The organism is Pedobacter suwonensis (assembly GCF_007833675.1).
Classification (GTDB): Bacteria; Bacteroidota; Bacteroidia; order Sphingobacteriales; family Sphingobacteriaceae; genus Pedobacter; species Pedobacter suwonensis.
The window spans coordinates 2,816,369-2,831,131 of the sequence record NZ_CP031708.1 but is presented as its reverse complement, the minus strand read 5'-3'; the positions used below and the strand labels follow the sequence as shown (position 1 = coordinate 2,831,131).

Here is a 14,763-nt window from a genome sequence, read left to right as displayed (position 1 = left end):
TTCTTTCTTATTTTTGACCATGCTTTTTCAGTTACTAGATGATCACCCGGGTTTTCCTGATCCAGCTTTGGCAGAGGAGGATGGTTTATTGGCCATTGGAGGCGACTTAAGTATGGAACGGTTACTGATTGCCTACTCAAATGGTATATTTCCATGGTTTAGTGAAGGTGAACCGATTCTTTGGTACTCGCCGCACGAACGCTGTGTGATTTACCCCGATAAAATCAAGATCAGTAAAAGCATGAGAAAAATTTTAAAACAGGGGATTTTTAAGATTACTTTTAACCAGGCTTTTGCCCAGGTGATTCAAAACTGCGCCACATCGCCTAGAAAAGGGCAGGATGGCACATGGATTACCAATGAAATGCAAAATGCTTATATCAGGCTCCACAACCATGGATATGCACATAGCGTAGAGGTTTGGCAGGATGAGAAATTGGTGGGGGGCTTGTATGGTTTAAAGATTAACCGTGTTTTTTGTGGCGAAAGTATGTTTAGCCATGTAAGTAATGCTTCAAAAGCAGCATTAATCTTTTTAAGTAAAATGAATATCGATTTGATCGATTGCCAGTTGCCAAATGATCATTTAATGAGTTTAGGAGCTGAAATGATCAGCAGGGAGTTGTACATGGAAATACTTCAGAGTTCTTAAAGTTATAACAGCTAACGTTAAGGGTATCAGTGTATAGTTGTCAGCCAAATTATCTATAAAACAAAACCTGCAAACTTTTGGCCTGCAGGTTTTTTATTGTTGTTTTGTTGAAATTATAATTCTCTTACTTTGTATCGTCACCGTTTGCAACGGGGATGTATGAGATTCACATTTTTAATGTGACTATAGTTCCTTTAAGCGATACAATCGCAATTCTCGTTGGTCCTCGTTATAAACGAGGAACATCTGATTATAGTTCTCTTACTTCATTATCGCCCCGTTTGCAACGGGGATGTATGAGATTCACATTTTAATGTGACTATAGTTCTTTTAAGCGATACAATCGCAATTCTCGCTGATCCTCGTTATAAACGAGGACCATATTTCGGTCTGTTGAAATTATAATTCCCTTACCCAAATATTTCTGTAGCTAATGGCAGGGCTCGGATCACCGTGATCTTGTAATTTTATCGAAGCCGGACCATGTTTTTTATACTCAGGAGTACCGATATACCTGGTTGCCCCTTTTAATACAAATCCGTTCTGTAAAAGTACACCATTTAAGAACAAGGTCACACTTGCTGGTTTTAATACGGTTCCGTCTTCGTTAAAACGTGGCGCATTCCAGATGATATCATAATATTGCCATTCGCCAGGTTTTTTGTTGGCATTAGCTAAAGGAATTGCCTGTTTATAAACACTTCCTGTTTGTCCGTTCACATAAGTTTTATTATTATAAACATCCAGAATCTGGATTTCGTAACCATCATCGCCACCACCGGTTGAAGCTAAAAATACGCCGCTATTTCCACGTGCCTGACCTTCTCCAGAAATGTTCTCAGGGATTTTCCATTCCAGATGCAGTTGGTAATCTGTAAATTTTTTATTTGTCTCTATGTTTCCCGTTCCTTTTTTAACGGTAAAAAATCCATCATCAATTGTCCATGCTGCTGGCTTAGATGGGTCTTTAACAGAGTGCCATGCATCTAAATTTCTACCATTAAAAAGAATAATAGCATCAGACGGTGCATCTTGAGGCAATTTACCCGGCGTAACAATTTTCGGAACAGGTTCCCAAACCTCCGTTGTTTTCGGATCATTGGCAGGATCTGGTTTCTTATCTTGTGCCATAACTTGCCCTACAAAAAGTGCCGGGATAAATAATAGTGTGTATTTGTTCATGATTGTGGTTTAACTTGTTAAAGTTAACCAGTTTATTAAGAAATAGAAATTTAGTATTTAAAATTTTACCCTAAATCGTCAACAACATAGGTTTCTGTAATTACTACTTCATCAGGGGCGATATCTTCTTTGCGTTGCTCTGCCAGATCGCGCATGGGGCAATAGCCTGTAATACCACGGTAAAGTAGTCCGGCACCAATGGCTGCGCCAGTTAGGCCAATTACAGGATGTGAGAAAATGCTGGTAATACCCTTGAAAAGCAGATATGTGCCTGCAGCGCCTGATAACCAACGCTCTGATTTTGAAACATTTTCAAATAATTCTGGATATTTCCATGCCTCTTTTACATTGTTTACTGCGGTATTAAAATCTTGATTTGTCATAATGGTAGAATTTATGTTCTACTGTATAACAAGTAAGGAGGGAATGAGTTTGAAAAGAATTTTAAATCTTATTGGTTATTAAGACACTGAAATAAATGACCTTCAGTGTGCCCGCTTAAGGCTCGGTTACTTCGTACCTTTCCGCTTCGTTACAGATCAATTGACGCACGCGGCTGATTTACTTCCAGAATTCAACCTGCTCGTATAGGCTATAATAACCAATGCACTAATGACTATAAATACTTTATATTAGTTTAAAATATCCCTGATATCCTCTTTACTCAGCGATTTAAAGAAACTTTCTTCTGTAGTAATCAATGAATTGGCTAACGATTTTTTGCGGTTCTGTAAAGCCAGGATTTTCTCTTCAACCGTGTCTTTTGCAATAAATTTATAAATGAAAACCTTTTTATCCTGGCCAATACGGTGCGTTCTGTCAATAGCCTGCTGTTCTACCGCCGGATTCCACCAGGGATCGAGTATGAAAACATAATCAGCCTGGGTTAGGTTTAGACCAACACCACCAGCTTTGATGGAGATTAAGAAAACCTTCAGGTCCGAATTTTGCTGAAATTCAGAAACAATCTCCCCACGGTTACGGGTTGAGCCATCTAAATAAGCAAAAGGGATATGCTCAGCTTCAAAATGTTTTTTGAAAATATCCAGGTGTTTTACGAATTGTGAAAAAACCAAAACCTTATGCCCCCCCTTAAGTACATTATCCAAAGTATGGATTACATTTTCAAATTTGCCCGAATCGGATATGTACTCACCATCAATCATTACGGGGTGGTTGGCCAACTGGCGCAAAGCCGTTAATCCCTGTAAAAGCTGAACCTGTTTCTGCGCGAAGGTTCCATCATCCATACTTTGCAATAAATCGTTACGGTAGGCCGATTTGGTTTTTTCGTAATAGGCGGCCTGGTCTTCGCTCATGTCGCAGTAAATTACCTGTTCTGTTTTAGGTGGTAATTCTGCCGCTACCTGTTCTTTTGTTCTGCGCAGCACAAAAGGTTTGATAATAGATTGCAGCTTACGCGCTTTTTCCTCGTCTTTTTTCTTTTCTATTGCCTGCACATATTCTTCGTAAAAAAATGCCTGCGTACCCAATAAACCAGGGTTTAGAAAAGTTAATTGAGACCATAAATCACTTACCGAATTTTCTACCGGAGTACCACTCAGAATCAGTTTGTGTTTCGATTTTAAGCTTCTAACCGCCTTGAACGATTTCGATGCCGGGTTTTTGATATTCTGACTCTCATCCAGAATAATATAATTGAAATAGAAATTTTTCAATTCGTCTATATCTACCCTGGTTACACCATAGGTAGTGATGATAATGTCGTAATTTGCAAAATTGGCTACATCTTTATTCCGATTGGTGCCTGTATGCGCCAGTATTTTGAGCTTTGGTGTAAATTTTTTAGCCTCTGTTAACCAGTTATAAATTAAGGAAGTGGGCATGATAATGAGGGAGGTAGTCTGCGTTTCAAGCAATTGATCCTCTTCTTTCACTTTTTGCAGCATCGCCAGTGTTTGGATGGTTTTACCCAATCCCATGTCATCGGCCAAACATCCACCAAAGTTGTATTCACGTAAAAAGCTGAACCAGTTATAGCCGGCTTTCTGGTAATCGCGCAAACTACCTTTAAAATTTACCGGCATCTGTGTGTCGGCAATATCTTCAAAGTCTGATAACCTTTGGAGCTTGCGTTCGAGGGTCACATTTGCCAAACTATCTTCTGCCAGGTCGTTGATTAAACCAATATGGTGTTTCTTTAATTTAAGCGTTTGTCCGGCTTCTGCAAGACTGAACAAACTGCCGTATTGTGTAAACCATTTATCAGGAATAATGGCTACCTCTCCATCAGGCAGTAAAAACTCACGTTTTTTGTGTAAGATATGCTGTTTTAACGATAGGAAAGGGATCTGGTATTTACCGAACCAAACCACGGCATGGATATCGAACCAGTCATTCCCCTCTTTAACCTCCAGGTCGATTTTACTGGCACCAAGTACAAATTTTTTCTGTCCGGTAGCCTGTTCAATTTCAAAACCCGATGCCTCTAAGATTTCAATATGCTCATTTACCCAGTTTATTGCGGCATAACTCGGGTTTTCTTCAGCAGAAGCTACTTCCAGATTACTGAATAAAGAACTTGTTTTCTTTAGTCCTAATGAGAGAAGTAAGTTAAACTGCTTTTTCTCCCAGTCTGCAGAACGTTTAATGCGGTGGAAAATATAGTTATCAGCCGTTTTTTCTAAACGTACGGTAACTTTATGTGCATTTTCTACTGGGAAAGTATATTCTCCATATTTGAAGTATAGCTGAATCTGAGAAAGACCACCATCAACATATAATACCTTAATCACTGGTATAGCTTCAAATTGTTCGGTCCTGATTTCGAAACCTTCCGCATATACGTGGTGTTTTTCGATCAGGGGTGCAACAAATTTTTCGAAATATGTAGCTTCGGTTGTTTTGGGTATCGCAATAAAGCGTTTGTTTAAAAAGGGCTGTAATTTTTTGCCCTCAATATCCTGGTCGAAAAAGTATAACACATCGTTTAGCAATAACCAGGCAGGTTTATTGCTGATAATCTGCGCTTCTTTAAACATGAATTCAATGCGCAGGTTCTGATATTTGATGGTCGGGAAATAACGGGTTTCCGTTTCGTTCCTCCGGAAATGAAAAAGTATAGATGCAGGCTCGTTGGCAAGTTCGATTTTACGCTCTACAGGCCAGCCATCTTTGTCCATTATATAAAGTTCATTTTTTACCTTTAAGATTTCTAAAACCTCGGCAAGTTTCTTTTCAATTTTAGGACGGACGTTTTCATAAAACTTATCGTCGAAAATTTTGGTAAAGAACTCAGTAGGCCTGATTAATTTTTTATAATATTTTTTTATCAGCGAATCCTGCTCAATATCATCCAAAATCCTGATCAGCTTATAATCAATGTCACTTAAACAGGAATTAAATTCTTCCGCGGTATGTGTGAAAATTCGTTGATAAGTAAAGGAAAAATCTCCCTGTGGATTTAGCTGAACTACATGTGGTTCAATTAAATAGCCCAGATACTCATGTTTGCACAATGAGTACACCACTTTACAGGCTTTAGCGCTATCTACACGTAACATTGATTGGTTTAAAAATTTTTCTAAGCTAAGCGCTTAAAAAAATTTAAACTTACAATATTTTGCGTTTACATCAAAAAAACCGGACCATTTTGGGGATAAAAATATACTGAATTTTAAGCTGCATTGAAAAGGGACTGTAATGCGGTCGTTTAATTTTCTGATCCCGCAAAGGAGATATCTTATTTTTAAGATCCTTCGCTGCGCTACCATTGCCAGAATTTACTCGTAAGGTCGTCATTCCCGCGCATGCGGGAATCTTAATGCGAGCGTTTCATGATTATTCATCGGTGTTTGCTTTTATATAGCGGCATTCATGAGCACTTCGTGGTTCCCAATCAAGTTGGGAATGACGATTTCTCGATGGATTTTATCTACTTAAAATTTACCTTTCATTCATATTGATTTTTATACAATAAATAATCCCTCGGGATGAAAATTACCTCTTTATTTAACCACAAAAAAAGGCATCCTGTAAATCAGAATGCCTGTAATGTACTTTTTAATGATTATTTTATTTCCAGCCACCGCCCAATGCACGGTACAGATTTACTACCGACTGCAGTTTTTGTAATCGATCGTTAATCCCATTTAATTGAGCTGTTAATAAACTTTGTTCTGAAGTTAACACATCAGTATAATTTGTTGCCGAGCTGTAGCGTAGTAACTCTTTGGTAAAATCTACTGCTTTTGTTAAAGAGGCAATTTGTTTTGTTCTTGTTTCTTCTTTCTCAGCAGCAGTCTGGTAAGCATACAAGGCATTTGAAACTTCCTGTCCACCCGTTAACAGTGTTTGTTGAAAGTTGTAAAAAGCAATCTGTTGATTGGCTTCAGCGGTTTTTAGGCGGGCTTTGTTTGCTCCCCTGGCAAAAATTGGCTGTGTTAAACCGCCCACTAAATTATAAAAGATAGATTTGCTGAAAAAATCCTGTAATTGTAAACTGGATAATCCACCGGCTGCAGTAATGGTTAAAGCAGGGTAAAAGTAGGCCTTGGCAACGTTGGTGTTTTCAAACGCTGATCTAAAACCAAATTCTGCAGCGATCACATCCGGACGGTTTTTTAATAACTGTGCTGAAACACCTGTCTGTAAATTGGCATAAGGGGTCTGTTGATCTAAGGTGGTTCGGTTAATTGCATCCGGTGCTTTTCCTACCAGTACACTTAATGCATTTTCAGCCTCTTTAATGCTTCTTTTTAAATCAGGCAAAGTTACCTGTGCAGCATACAGATTGGCTTCACTTTGCACAACTGCCGCACCATTTACCACTGCGCCTTGTTTCAGTTCTTTCATGGTCTCCACATCCTGAGCTCTCACCTTAATGGTTTGTTCAGTAATGGCCAATTGTTTATCAAGTGCCAATAAAGTATAATAGTTATTGGCAATAGTAGCAATTAACTGTGTTTGGACAGCTCTTTTTGCCGCATCGGTTTGTAACAGGGTTGCATATGCGCCACGTTTTGCACTTGTTAATTTCCCCCATATATCGGCTTCCCAACTGGTGCTCAGCTGTGCCTTATAGGTTTGGGTTTCCAAGTTAATATTTATCCCGGGAGGAAAGTTCAAAGAGGCTTGCGATTGTTTATTATCAGTTACATTTACATCAGCCTGTAAGCTTGGTAGTAATGCCCCACGACTTTGTATCAGGGTAGCCTCGGCAATTTTGATCCGCTCAATGGCCTGTTTCAAGTCTAAATTTTCATTTATGCCTTGTTGGATCAGCGACTGTAAGGTCGTATCCGAAAACAATGTTCGCCATTGCAGGTCGGCCATTGTAGTGGTATCCGTTGTGTTATTATCCCGGTACAAACCCTCGCTTTTTAACTGAGGGCGCTCGTATTTTTTAGTTACGCAAGCACTCAGGGCAACGATGGCTAAACCGATTAAAAGGGAATGTTTATATCTAAAATTCATTTTTTTACTATTAATGTTTACTGTTCGCAGTAGCCAATTCGTATTCTTCTTGCGTTTGTTCATGGTCAATGCCCTCGTTAAAAGGCGATTTATTGCTGATTCGCTCTTGTAAGGATTGAAAGACGATAAACAGGGCGGGGATAACGAAAATACCAAATATAGTTCCGATTAACATGCCGCCTACCGCTCCGGTACCAATTGAGGTGTTACCTGCTGCACCAACACCTGATGATAACATCAGCGGTAGTAAACCAAGAATGAAAGCGAAAGAGGTCATTAAAATAGGGCGTAAACGTGCTGTTGCACCATCAATTGCGGCATTGGCAATGCTCATGCCTTTTCTTCTTCTATCTACTGCATATTCTACAATCAAAATCGCATTTTTGGCTAAAAGCCCCACAAGCATAATCAGCGTAATCTGCGTATAAATGTTATTATCTACACTGAAGATTTTATCGAAAACGAATACACCTGCTAAACCAACCGGTAAAGAGAATAAAACCGCCAATGGTAAAATATAACTTTCGTATTGTGCTGCGAGTAAGAAATAAACAAAGATTACACAAAGTAAAAAGATAAACACCGTTTGGCTTCCGCCTGCCATCTCCTCACGTGATAAACCCGAAAATTCGTAACCGTAACCTGCCGGAAGGTTTTTGGCTGCCTCTTCCTGAACAGCTTTTAATGCATCACCTGAACTGTAGCCGGCATTTGGATTACCCGTTACCGATATTGAAGTAAACAAGTTGAAACGCGAAATGGCTTGTGGTCCATATACTTTGGTTAACGTTATAAACTCCGATACCGGAGCCATTTGCCCCGAAGAGGTTCTAACGAAAATGCGGGTTAAAGTTTGCTCATTTGCACGGTACTGCGCGTCGGCCTGGTACATTACCCTAAACTGTTTACCAAATTTGTTGAAATTCGAGGCATAAACACCACCATAATAGCCTTGCATTACACCCAATACATCACTAACATTCAGGCCGGCCTGTTTAACCTTTGCCACATTTACATCAATCTGATATTGCGGGAAATTTGGATTAAAAGAAGTAGATGCATATTGTATTTCGGGACGTTTACTTAACGCTGCTAAAAATCCATTTCCAATTTCGTTGAATTTTTTGATATCTCCACCAGTTTTATCCTGTAACTGGAACTCAAAACCACCACTGGTACCGAAACCCTGAATAGTTGGCGGCGCAAAGAAAATAATTTTAGCCCCTTTAATGCCTGCTGTTTTTGCAAACAATTCGCCAATAATCGCTTTTACGTCTCGGCCCTTACGTTCATCCCATGGTGTTAAACGTGAAATTACCATACCGTATGAACTGCCTGAACCACTGATCATGCTTCGGCCAACAATCCTTAACGTATTTTTAATTTCTGGTATCTGGTGCGCAATACTATCAATCTTGGTAATGATCACACTGGTTTCTTCCTGCGAAGTTCCTGCCGGTAAGGAAATATCACTCATAATGGTTCCCAAATCCTCATTTGGCACGAAACCCTTGGGTGTAGTATTCATTGTCCAAACCAGTAGTCCGACGAAAAAGGCAATAGCCAAACCAACGATCCATTTTTTTCTGGAAAGAAAACTTACCGATTTTTTATATTTTCCGGTTACGGCATCGAAAGAGGTATTGAAAGCATCGTAGAAACGCTGTAAAAAGTTTTTAGATTTTTTGTGTTCTTCTTTATGCGGTTTTAAGAATAAAGCACATAATGCCGGACTTAATGTTAAGGCGTTAATGGCCGACAAAATAATCGAAATCGCCAGTGTTAAACCAAATTGTTTATAAAATACGCCTGATGATCCGGAGATAAAACTCACCGGGATAAACACGGCAGCCATTACCAGCGTGATCGATATAATTGCTCCGCTAATGTCGTCCATGGCATCAATGGTTGCTTTTTTGGCGTCTGTATAACCTTCATCCAGTTTTGCGTGTACGGCTTCTACTACCACAATCGCATCATCTACCACAATACCAATTGCCAATACCAAGGCAAATAAGGTGAGCAGGTTGATGGTAAATCCGAATAGACTCAGGAAAAAGAACGTTCCGATAATAGCCACTGGTACACTAATTGCCGGAATTAAGGTTGAACGGAAATCCTGTAAGAAGATAAACACCACCAGGAATACCAGAATAAATGCTTCAATTAGGGTATGAAGTACTTTTTCAATCGATGCATCTAAAAAGTCGTTAACGTTAACCAATGTGGAGTAGTGTACCCCCTTTGGAAAGGATTTTTGCGCTTCATCAAGGGTTTTAATAGAATTCTCGATTACTTCTTTTGCGTTGGAACCCGCCGTTTGGTTGATGGCGATACCCAATGCCTGTTTTCCGTTGAATTTAACCGAACTGGCATAACTTTGCGCACCTAACTCAATCCTTGCAATGTCTTTTAATCGAAGAATCTGGCCATTATCAGTTGTGCGGATAATGATATTGCCAAACTGCGCTTCATCTTTTAACCTGCCTGTATATTTTAGGGTGTACTGAAATGCCTGATTACCAAGCTCTCCAAACTGACCCGGGGCAGCCTCCACATTCTGGTCGGCAAGGGCAACGCTAACGTCGTTTGGCACCAGGCCGTAAGTGGCCATCACATCGGGCTTTAGCCAGATCCGCATGGTATAATCCAGCGTTCCAAACGCACTCGCATCACCAACACCATTGATCCTTTTAATCTGTGGAATGATGTTGATATTGGCATAATTCTGCAAAAACTTCTGATCGTAGGAAGGATCGTCGCTATACAAACCAAATATCAATACATTACTCGCTTGTCTTTTCGCGGTAATCACACCCGACTTGGTTACCTCTGCAGGTAATAAACTGGTCGCGCGTGCAACCCTGTTCTGTACGTTAACTGCTGCCAGATCGGGATTGGTACCTAATTTAAAGTTTACTGTAATGGTTGCGGTACCATCGTTACTGGCGCTTGAAGTCATGTAGGTCATGTCTTCCACACCGTTTATCTGCTCTTCCAGAGGAACAACCACACTATTCATCACCACATCGGCATTGGCACCCTGGTATGATGTAGAAACCTGCACCGTTGGTGGGGCAATTTCCGGGTATTGTGAAACCGGCAACGTAGCTAAACCTAAAACACCGAGTATAACGATGATGATGGATATAACCGTTGATAAAACCGGTCTTTCTATAAATTTCTTAAACATAATTAATATTGATTACACTATGAAAGTGTGATAAGCAACATGATATTGTTATTTCTTGATCTCAGCATAAACTGAATCGGCACTTTTCTCTTCTGGTTTGATTTTTGTTCCGTCTTTTAACGATTGGAAGCCTTCCAAAACAATTTTATCTCCGCTTTTAAGGCCTTTGGTTACTACATAGAACTTTCCTTTGGCCAAATCCATAATCTCAATTTCGGTGTTAATTACTTTAGCAGAGTCACCTAAAACATAAACGAACTTTTTACCCTGTAAATCGATTGTTGATTTTTGAGGAATTAGAATGGCATTCTCAATGTGCTGCGGAACCCTTACAGATGCGCTGGCGCCATTTTTTAATAAAGACGTAGGGTTAGGGAAAGTTGCCCTTAAACTTGCAGAACCCGTGCTGGTATTAATCTGTCCGTTAATGGATTCGATTTTACCGTTTTGGGCGTAAACTGTTCCATCTGCAAGTACCAGACTTACTGCTGGAATGTTTTTCATTTGCTGGGCCAAAGTATTTCCTTTATATGTTCTGGAAAAATCAAGTAGTTGTTTCTCGTTTAAAGAGAAGTAAGCATAAACCTTTGATATATTGGAAACTGTTGTTAAAGGCTGTGTACTGGTACTGCTTACTAAACTTCCATTTCTGAAAGGAATACTGCCAACTACACCATCAACAGGGCTCTTAACAGAGGTATAGCCTAAGTTAACCTGTGCATTTACCAGTTCAGCCTTTGCCTGTGCCAACGCTGCTTTTCTGCTTTGCAATGTTAATTGGGCAGCATCAAGATCGTATTTGCTAATGATATCTTTTTCTACCAATGGCCTGGTTTTGTTTACGGTTAACTGGGCAGCATTAACATCAGCCTCGGCACTACTGATGGCTGCTCTTGCTGTGCGTACCTGTTGTTCGTACTGAGGCGCATTAATGGTGAAAAGTAACTGGCCTTTTTTGACCACGGCACCTTCGTCAACAAAAATCTTTTCAATAAAGCCATCAACTTTTGGGCGGATGTCGATATTTTGGATACCTTCAATGGTTGCCGGATAATCAGAATCTAAAGTGGTATTTTGTGTATTTACGGTAAAAACCGGATAGGCTTGTGGACCAGCTGCCGCAGCAGCAGCTGCTTTTTTCGCATCATCATTGTTTCCGCAAGATGCTAAAAGCATACCAATGCTCATGCTAAAAAAGAGAGTTGTAACTTTTCTCATGGACTATTTCTGTGTGTGTATAAATTTGAATTTCCGGGAATTAAGAGCGTCGCCAAAAATTATGACTTCGATTTCCGCAATTATTTTCCAAAAATAGCGCCTAAGCAAAAATATATCTGTCCAAATTCTGTCATTTAATCAATCGATTGATTTATTTTCGGGGTTAGATACGTCTTATGTGTGATTAAAATATTGTTTATCAGTATTTTAATCGTGTTTTGTATTCTGAAATGACGCTTGTAAATATCTTGAGACAGTTGTTAAAAGCTGTTAAATTGCTTAAAATAATCTTATTTTTTTGATTGGTCCTGTTTGTTTTACTAAACAGAAAATGGCATTGGTGTATATTTTACACTAATGCTCGATCGTTACTAAATACGTTAAGTTTCTGAAAATTGATCGTTAAGCAAACGCACTAGCCCACTTCTCCCTCGAAAACCAATTTGGCTGGTCCACATAAAAATACATTGGTAAATACTTTACCATCGTAATCGAACTCTATTTTAATGTCGCCCCCCAAAACCTTAATATCAGTTTTAATATGACCGGTTTGGTTTTTATGTTTGGCCATAGCCATGGCAACCGCCGTAACGCCGGTACCACAAGCATAGGTTTCATCTTCAACACCACGCTCATAAGTGCGGACAAATAAATGATCGCCTTTGTCTTCAACAAAGTTTACATTAATGCCTTTTTCTGCATAGGTTGAATTATAGCGTATATTTTTTCCCTCGCTAAAAACATCAAAATCTTTTAAATTACTTTTCAGTGCAACGTAATGAGGCGAACCAGTGTTTAGTACGTAGGCTTCACCATCTTTTGTAATGGTATCTACATCAATCATTTGTAGATCAATCCATTCTCCGTTTTCTGAAATTCTGGCATAATGTGGGCCATCAACTGCCAAAAAGTTTGTTTCCCGATCAATGATGCCGAGTTGTTTGGCAAAGGCCACAATGCATCTGCCACCATTGCCGCACATGCTTCCAGGTTTACCATCTGCATTGAAATAATGCATTTCAAAATCATAATCCTCGTGTTTTGTAATAAACATTAATCCATCGGCGCCAATGCCAAATCTCCTGTGGCATAGCTGTTCAACTAATTGGTTGTCAATATCTTTTAATTGTTCGTTGGTGTGGTCTATTAAAATAAAATCGTTGCCTGCGCCCTGGTATTTAAAGAAATTAATTTTCATGAAAGCTTCATTTTCTAGTGCAATATTTGAGATGCGAAAAGCCAGTTAATGATTTGTGTTTTTTGATTTAACATTTTTTAACACAAAACTAAGTGCTTTGATGATACAAATATCGTTTATATGGTATTAAATTTGAACAAACTTACTCAACAAAATTTAAGCAGATGAGAACTGCTGGAGCACTCTGCTTAAATCAAAATTAAAACGCTCCTGCAAACATACTTTAATAAATGAATATTATGAGCTAAACCATTAGCTAGCAAATTAGTTTATAATAAATCATGACCATTAAAAAACATACAGAAACATGAAAAAAATATTAGGAATTACCGTGTTAGCTGCTTTTATAGGTGGGGCAGCAGCAATCGGAGGTTATAAGCTATTTGAGCGTAACCAGACAGGCAGTACAATTACTGATAAACAGAATTTGTATTTTGCCAATAACCCACTAAAAGTGTCATCAGCAGGTACTGCAGATTTCACCCAGGCGGCAGCGGCAGTGGCACCGGGTGTAGTGCATATCAAAACAACTTACGCTGCGCAAAGTGGTGGTGGCAGAAGTTCTTCTCCTTTTGACATGATGGAAGATTTCTTTGGTGGCGGTGGCCGTCAGATGCAGCGTATGCCGAGAGCAGCATCAGGTTCTGGTGTAATCATCAGTCAGGATGGTTATATCGTAACCAATAACCATGTGGTAGAAAATGCAGAGAAGGTTGAAGTGGTTTTAACAGACAGGCGTAAGGTAGAGGCAAAAATAATTGGCCGCGACCCCAATACAGATTTAGCATTAATCAAGGTAAATGCAACTGGTTTGCCTGTTGTAAAGATGGGTAATTCAGATAATGTACAAGTTGGAGAGTGGGTATTAGCGGTTGGTTTCCCGTTAGATTTAAATACAACGGTAACAGCTGGTATTGTAAGTGCAAAAAACCGTAGCATCGGTATAATCGGCCGTGAGCAACAGGGCAATGAAATTACAGAAGAGGAATATCGCGAATACCAACGTACTGGCAAAAGACCAGATCGTCCGGCTAATACCAGTATTGAATCATTTATCCAAACAGATGCTGCCATTAACCCTGGGAACAGCGGTGGTGCACTTGTAAATGCTAATGGCGAATTGGTGGGCATTAACTCGGCAATCGCATCACAGAGCGGATATAACCAGGGATATGGGTTTGCTATTCCGGTTAACCTGGCCCGCAAAATTGTAGACGATTTTATGAAATACGGTTCTGTTAAACGTGGTTATATTGGCGTTAACTTTGTGCCGTTAAGTGGTGAAGAAAAGCCTGAAGGTATCAAGACCAATGAAATAAGTGGTTTATATGTGAGTGATGTAGTTGCCGGAGGCGGTGCTGCTGCAGCGGGCATTAAAGCAGGTGACGTAATTAAAAAAGTTGACGGAGTAGTGATTAACGATTCACCTGATCTTCAGGAAAGGGTAGGCCGTTTAAATCCTGGAGATAAAGTTAAGTTAACCGTATTGCGAGATGGCGCGCTTAAAGATTACACCGTAACGCTAAAAGGAGAAGCAAGCGTTGGCCTTACGGCTAAGAATACGGCTGGCAAAGGCATGGAAGTTTCTAAACTAGGTGCAACTTTCGCTCCGGCTACTCAGGCACAAAAAGCGAAATATGGAATCAACAGCGGTGTGGTTGTAACATCGGTTACTACCGGTAAAGCTTTCGATAATATCGGAGTAGAAAAAGGTTTAATTATCACCAAGGTAAACGGACAACCTGTAAATTCTGTGGCTGATGTTCAAAAAGCATTGCCTTTAGGCAGAAATAATATGGTGAGCATTTCTGGTGTGAGCGAGCAAGGCTCATATAACTACAGTTTTCCTGCACAGTAATTAGTTGTAATAAATAGTTAAAAGGC

Annotated in this window: 9 protein-coding genes; 2 read left to right on the top strand and 7 right to left on the bottom strand. The window is 39.6% G+C overall.

The window, feature by feature from the left end; translation table 11 throughout:
* Positions 1 to 19 precede the first annotated feature (19 nt).
* The gene (gene aat / locus DV942_RS11505) at positions 20 to 652 is read left to right on the top strand and encodes a leucyl/phenylalanyl-tRNA--protein transferase (protein ID WP_145857620.1); all 633 of its coding nucleotides are present in this window, start codon (positions 20 to 22) and stop codon (positions 650 to 652) included.
* A gap of 399 nt (positions 653 to 1,051) precedes the next feature.
* Here aat and DV942_RS11500 read toward each other — a convergent pair whose 3' ends face one another.
* The 7 genes from DV942_RS11500 to dapF all read right to left on the bottom strand — a co-directional run bounded on the left by DV942_RS11500 (position 1,052) and on the right by dapF (position 12,879).
* Positions 1,052 to 1,834 (bottom strand): 3-keto-disaccharide hydrolase, encoded by a 783-nt coding sequence (locus DV942_RS11500; protein WP_145857618.1) that lies wholly within the window; start codon positions 1,832 to 1,834, stop codon positions 1,052 to 1,054.
* 65 nt (positions 1,835 to 1,899) lie between these two features.
* Positions 1,900 to 2,217 (bottom strand): YgaP family membrane protein, encoded by a 318-nt coding sequence (locus DV942_RS11495; protein WP_090984618.1) that lies wholly within the window; start codon positions 2,215 to 2,217, stop codon positions 1,900 to 1,902.
* A 249-nt stretch (positions 2,218 to 2,466) separates the two neighbouring features.
* On the bottom strand, positions 2,467 to 5,358 hold the full coding sequence (locus DV942_RS11490; protein WP_145857616.1) for a DEAD/DEAH box helicase: 2,892 nt from the start codon (positions 5,356 to 5,358) through the stop codon (positions 2,467 to 2,469).
* A gap of 511 nt (positions 5,359 to 5,869) precedes the next feature.
* Positions 5,870 to 7,270 (bottom strand): efflux transporter outer membrane subunit, encoded by a 1,401-nt coding sequence (locus DV942_RS11485; RefSeq protein ID WP_090984614.1) that lies wholly within the window; start codon positions 7,268 to 7,270, stop codon positions 5,870 to 5,872.
* Between the two features lie 10 nt (positions 7,271 to 7,280).
* The gene (locus DV942_RS11480; RefSeq protein ID WP_090984612.1) at positions 7,281 to 10,463 is read right to left on the bottom strand and encodes an efflux RND transporter permease subunit; all 3,183 of its coding nucleotides are present in this window, start codon (positions 10,461 to 10,463) and stop codon (positions 7,281 to 7,283) included.
* Between the two features lie 48 nt (positions 10,464 to 10,511).
* Entirely contained in the window at positions 10,512 to 11,681 is a 1,170-nt protein-coding gene (locus DV942_RS11475; protein WP_145857614.1) for an efflux RND transporter periplasmic adaptor subunit, read from the bottom strand.
* A gap of 415 nt (positions 11,682 to 12,096) precedes the next feature.
* Positions 12,097 to 12,879 carry a diaminopimelate epimerase gene (gene dapF / locus DV942_RS11470; RefSeq protein ID WP_145857611.1) on the bottom strand — a complete coding sequence of 261 codons (783 nt, stop codon included), beginning with the start codon at positions 12,877 to 12,879 and terminating at the stop codon, positions 12,097 to 12,099.
* 307 nt (positions 12,880 to 13,186) lie between these two features.
* On the opposite strand from dapF, the gene DV942_RS11465 reads away from it, so the two are divergent.
* Complete coding sequence (locus DV942_RS11465) at positions 13,187 to 14,737, top strand: trypsin-like peptidase domain-containing protein (RefSeq protein ID WP_145857609.1); 1,551 nt, start codon at positions 13,187 to 13,189, stop codon at positions 14,735 to 14,737.
* Positions 14,738 to 14,763 lie beyond the last annotated feature (26 nt).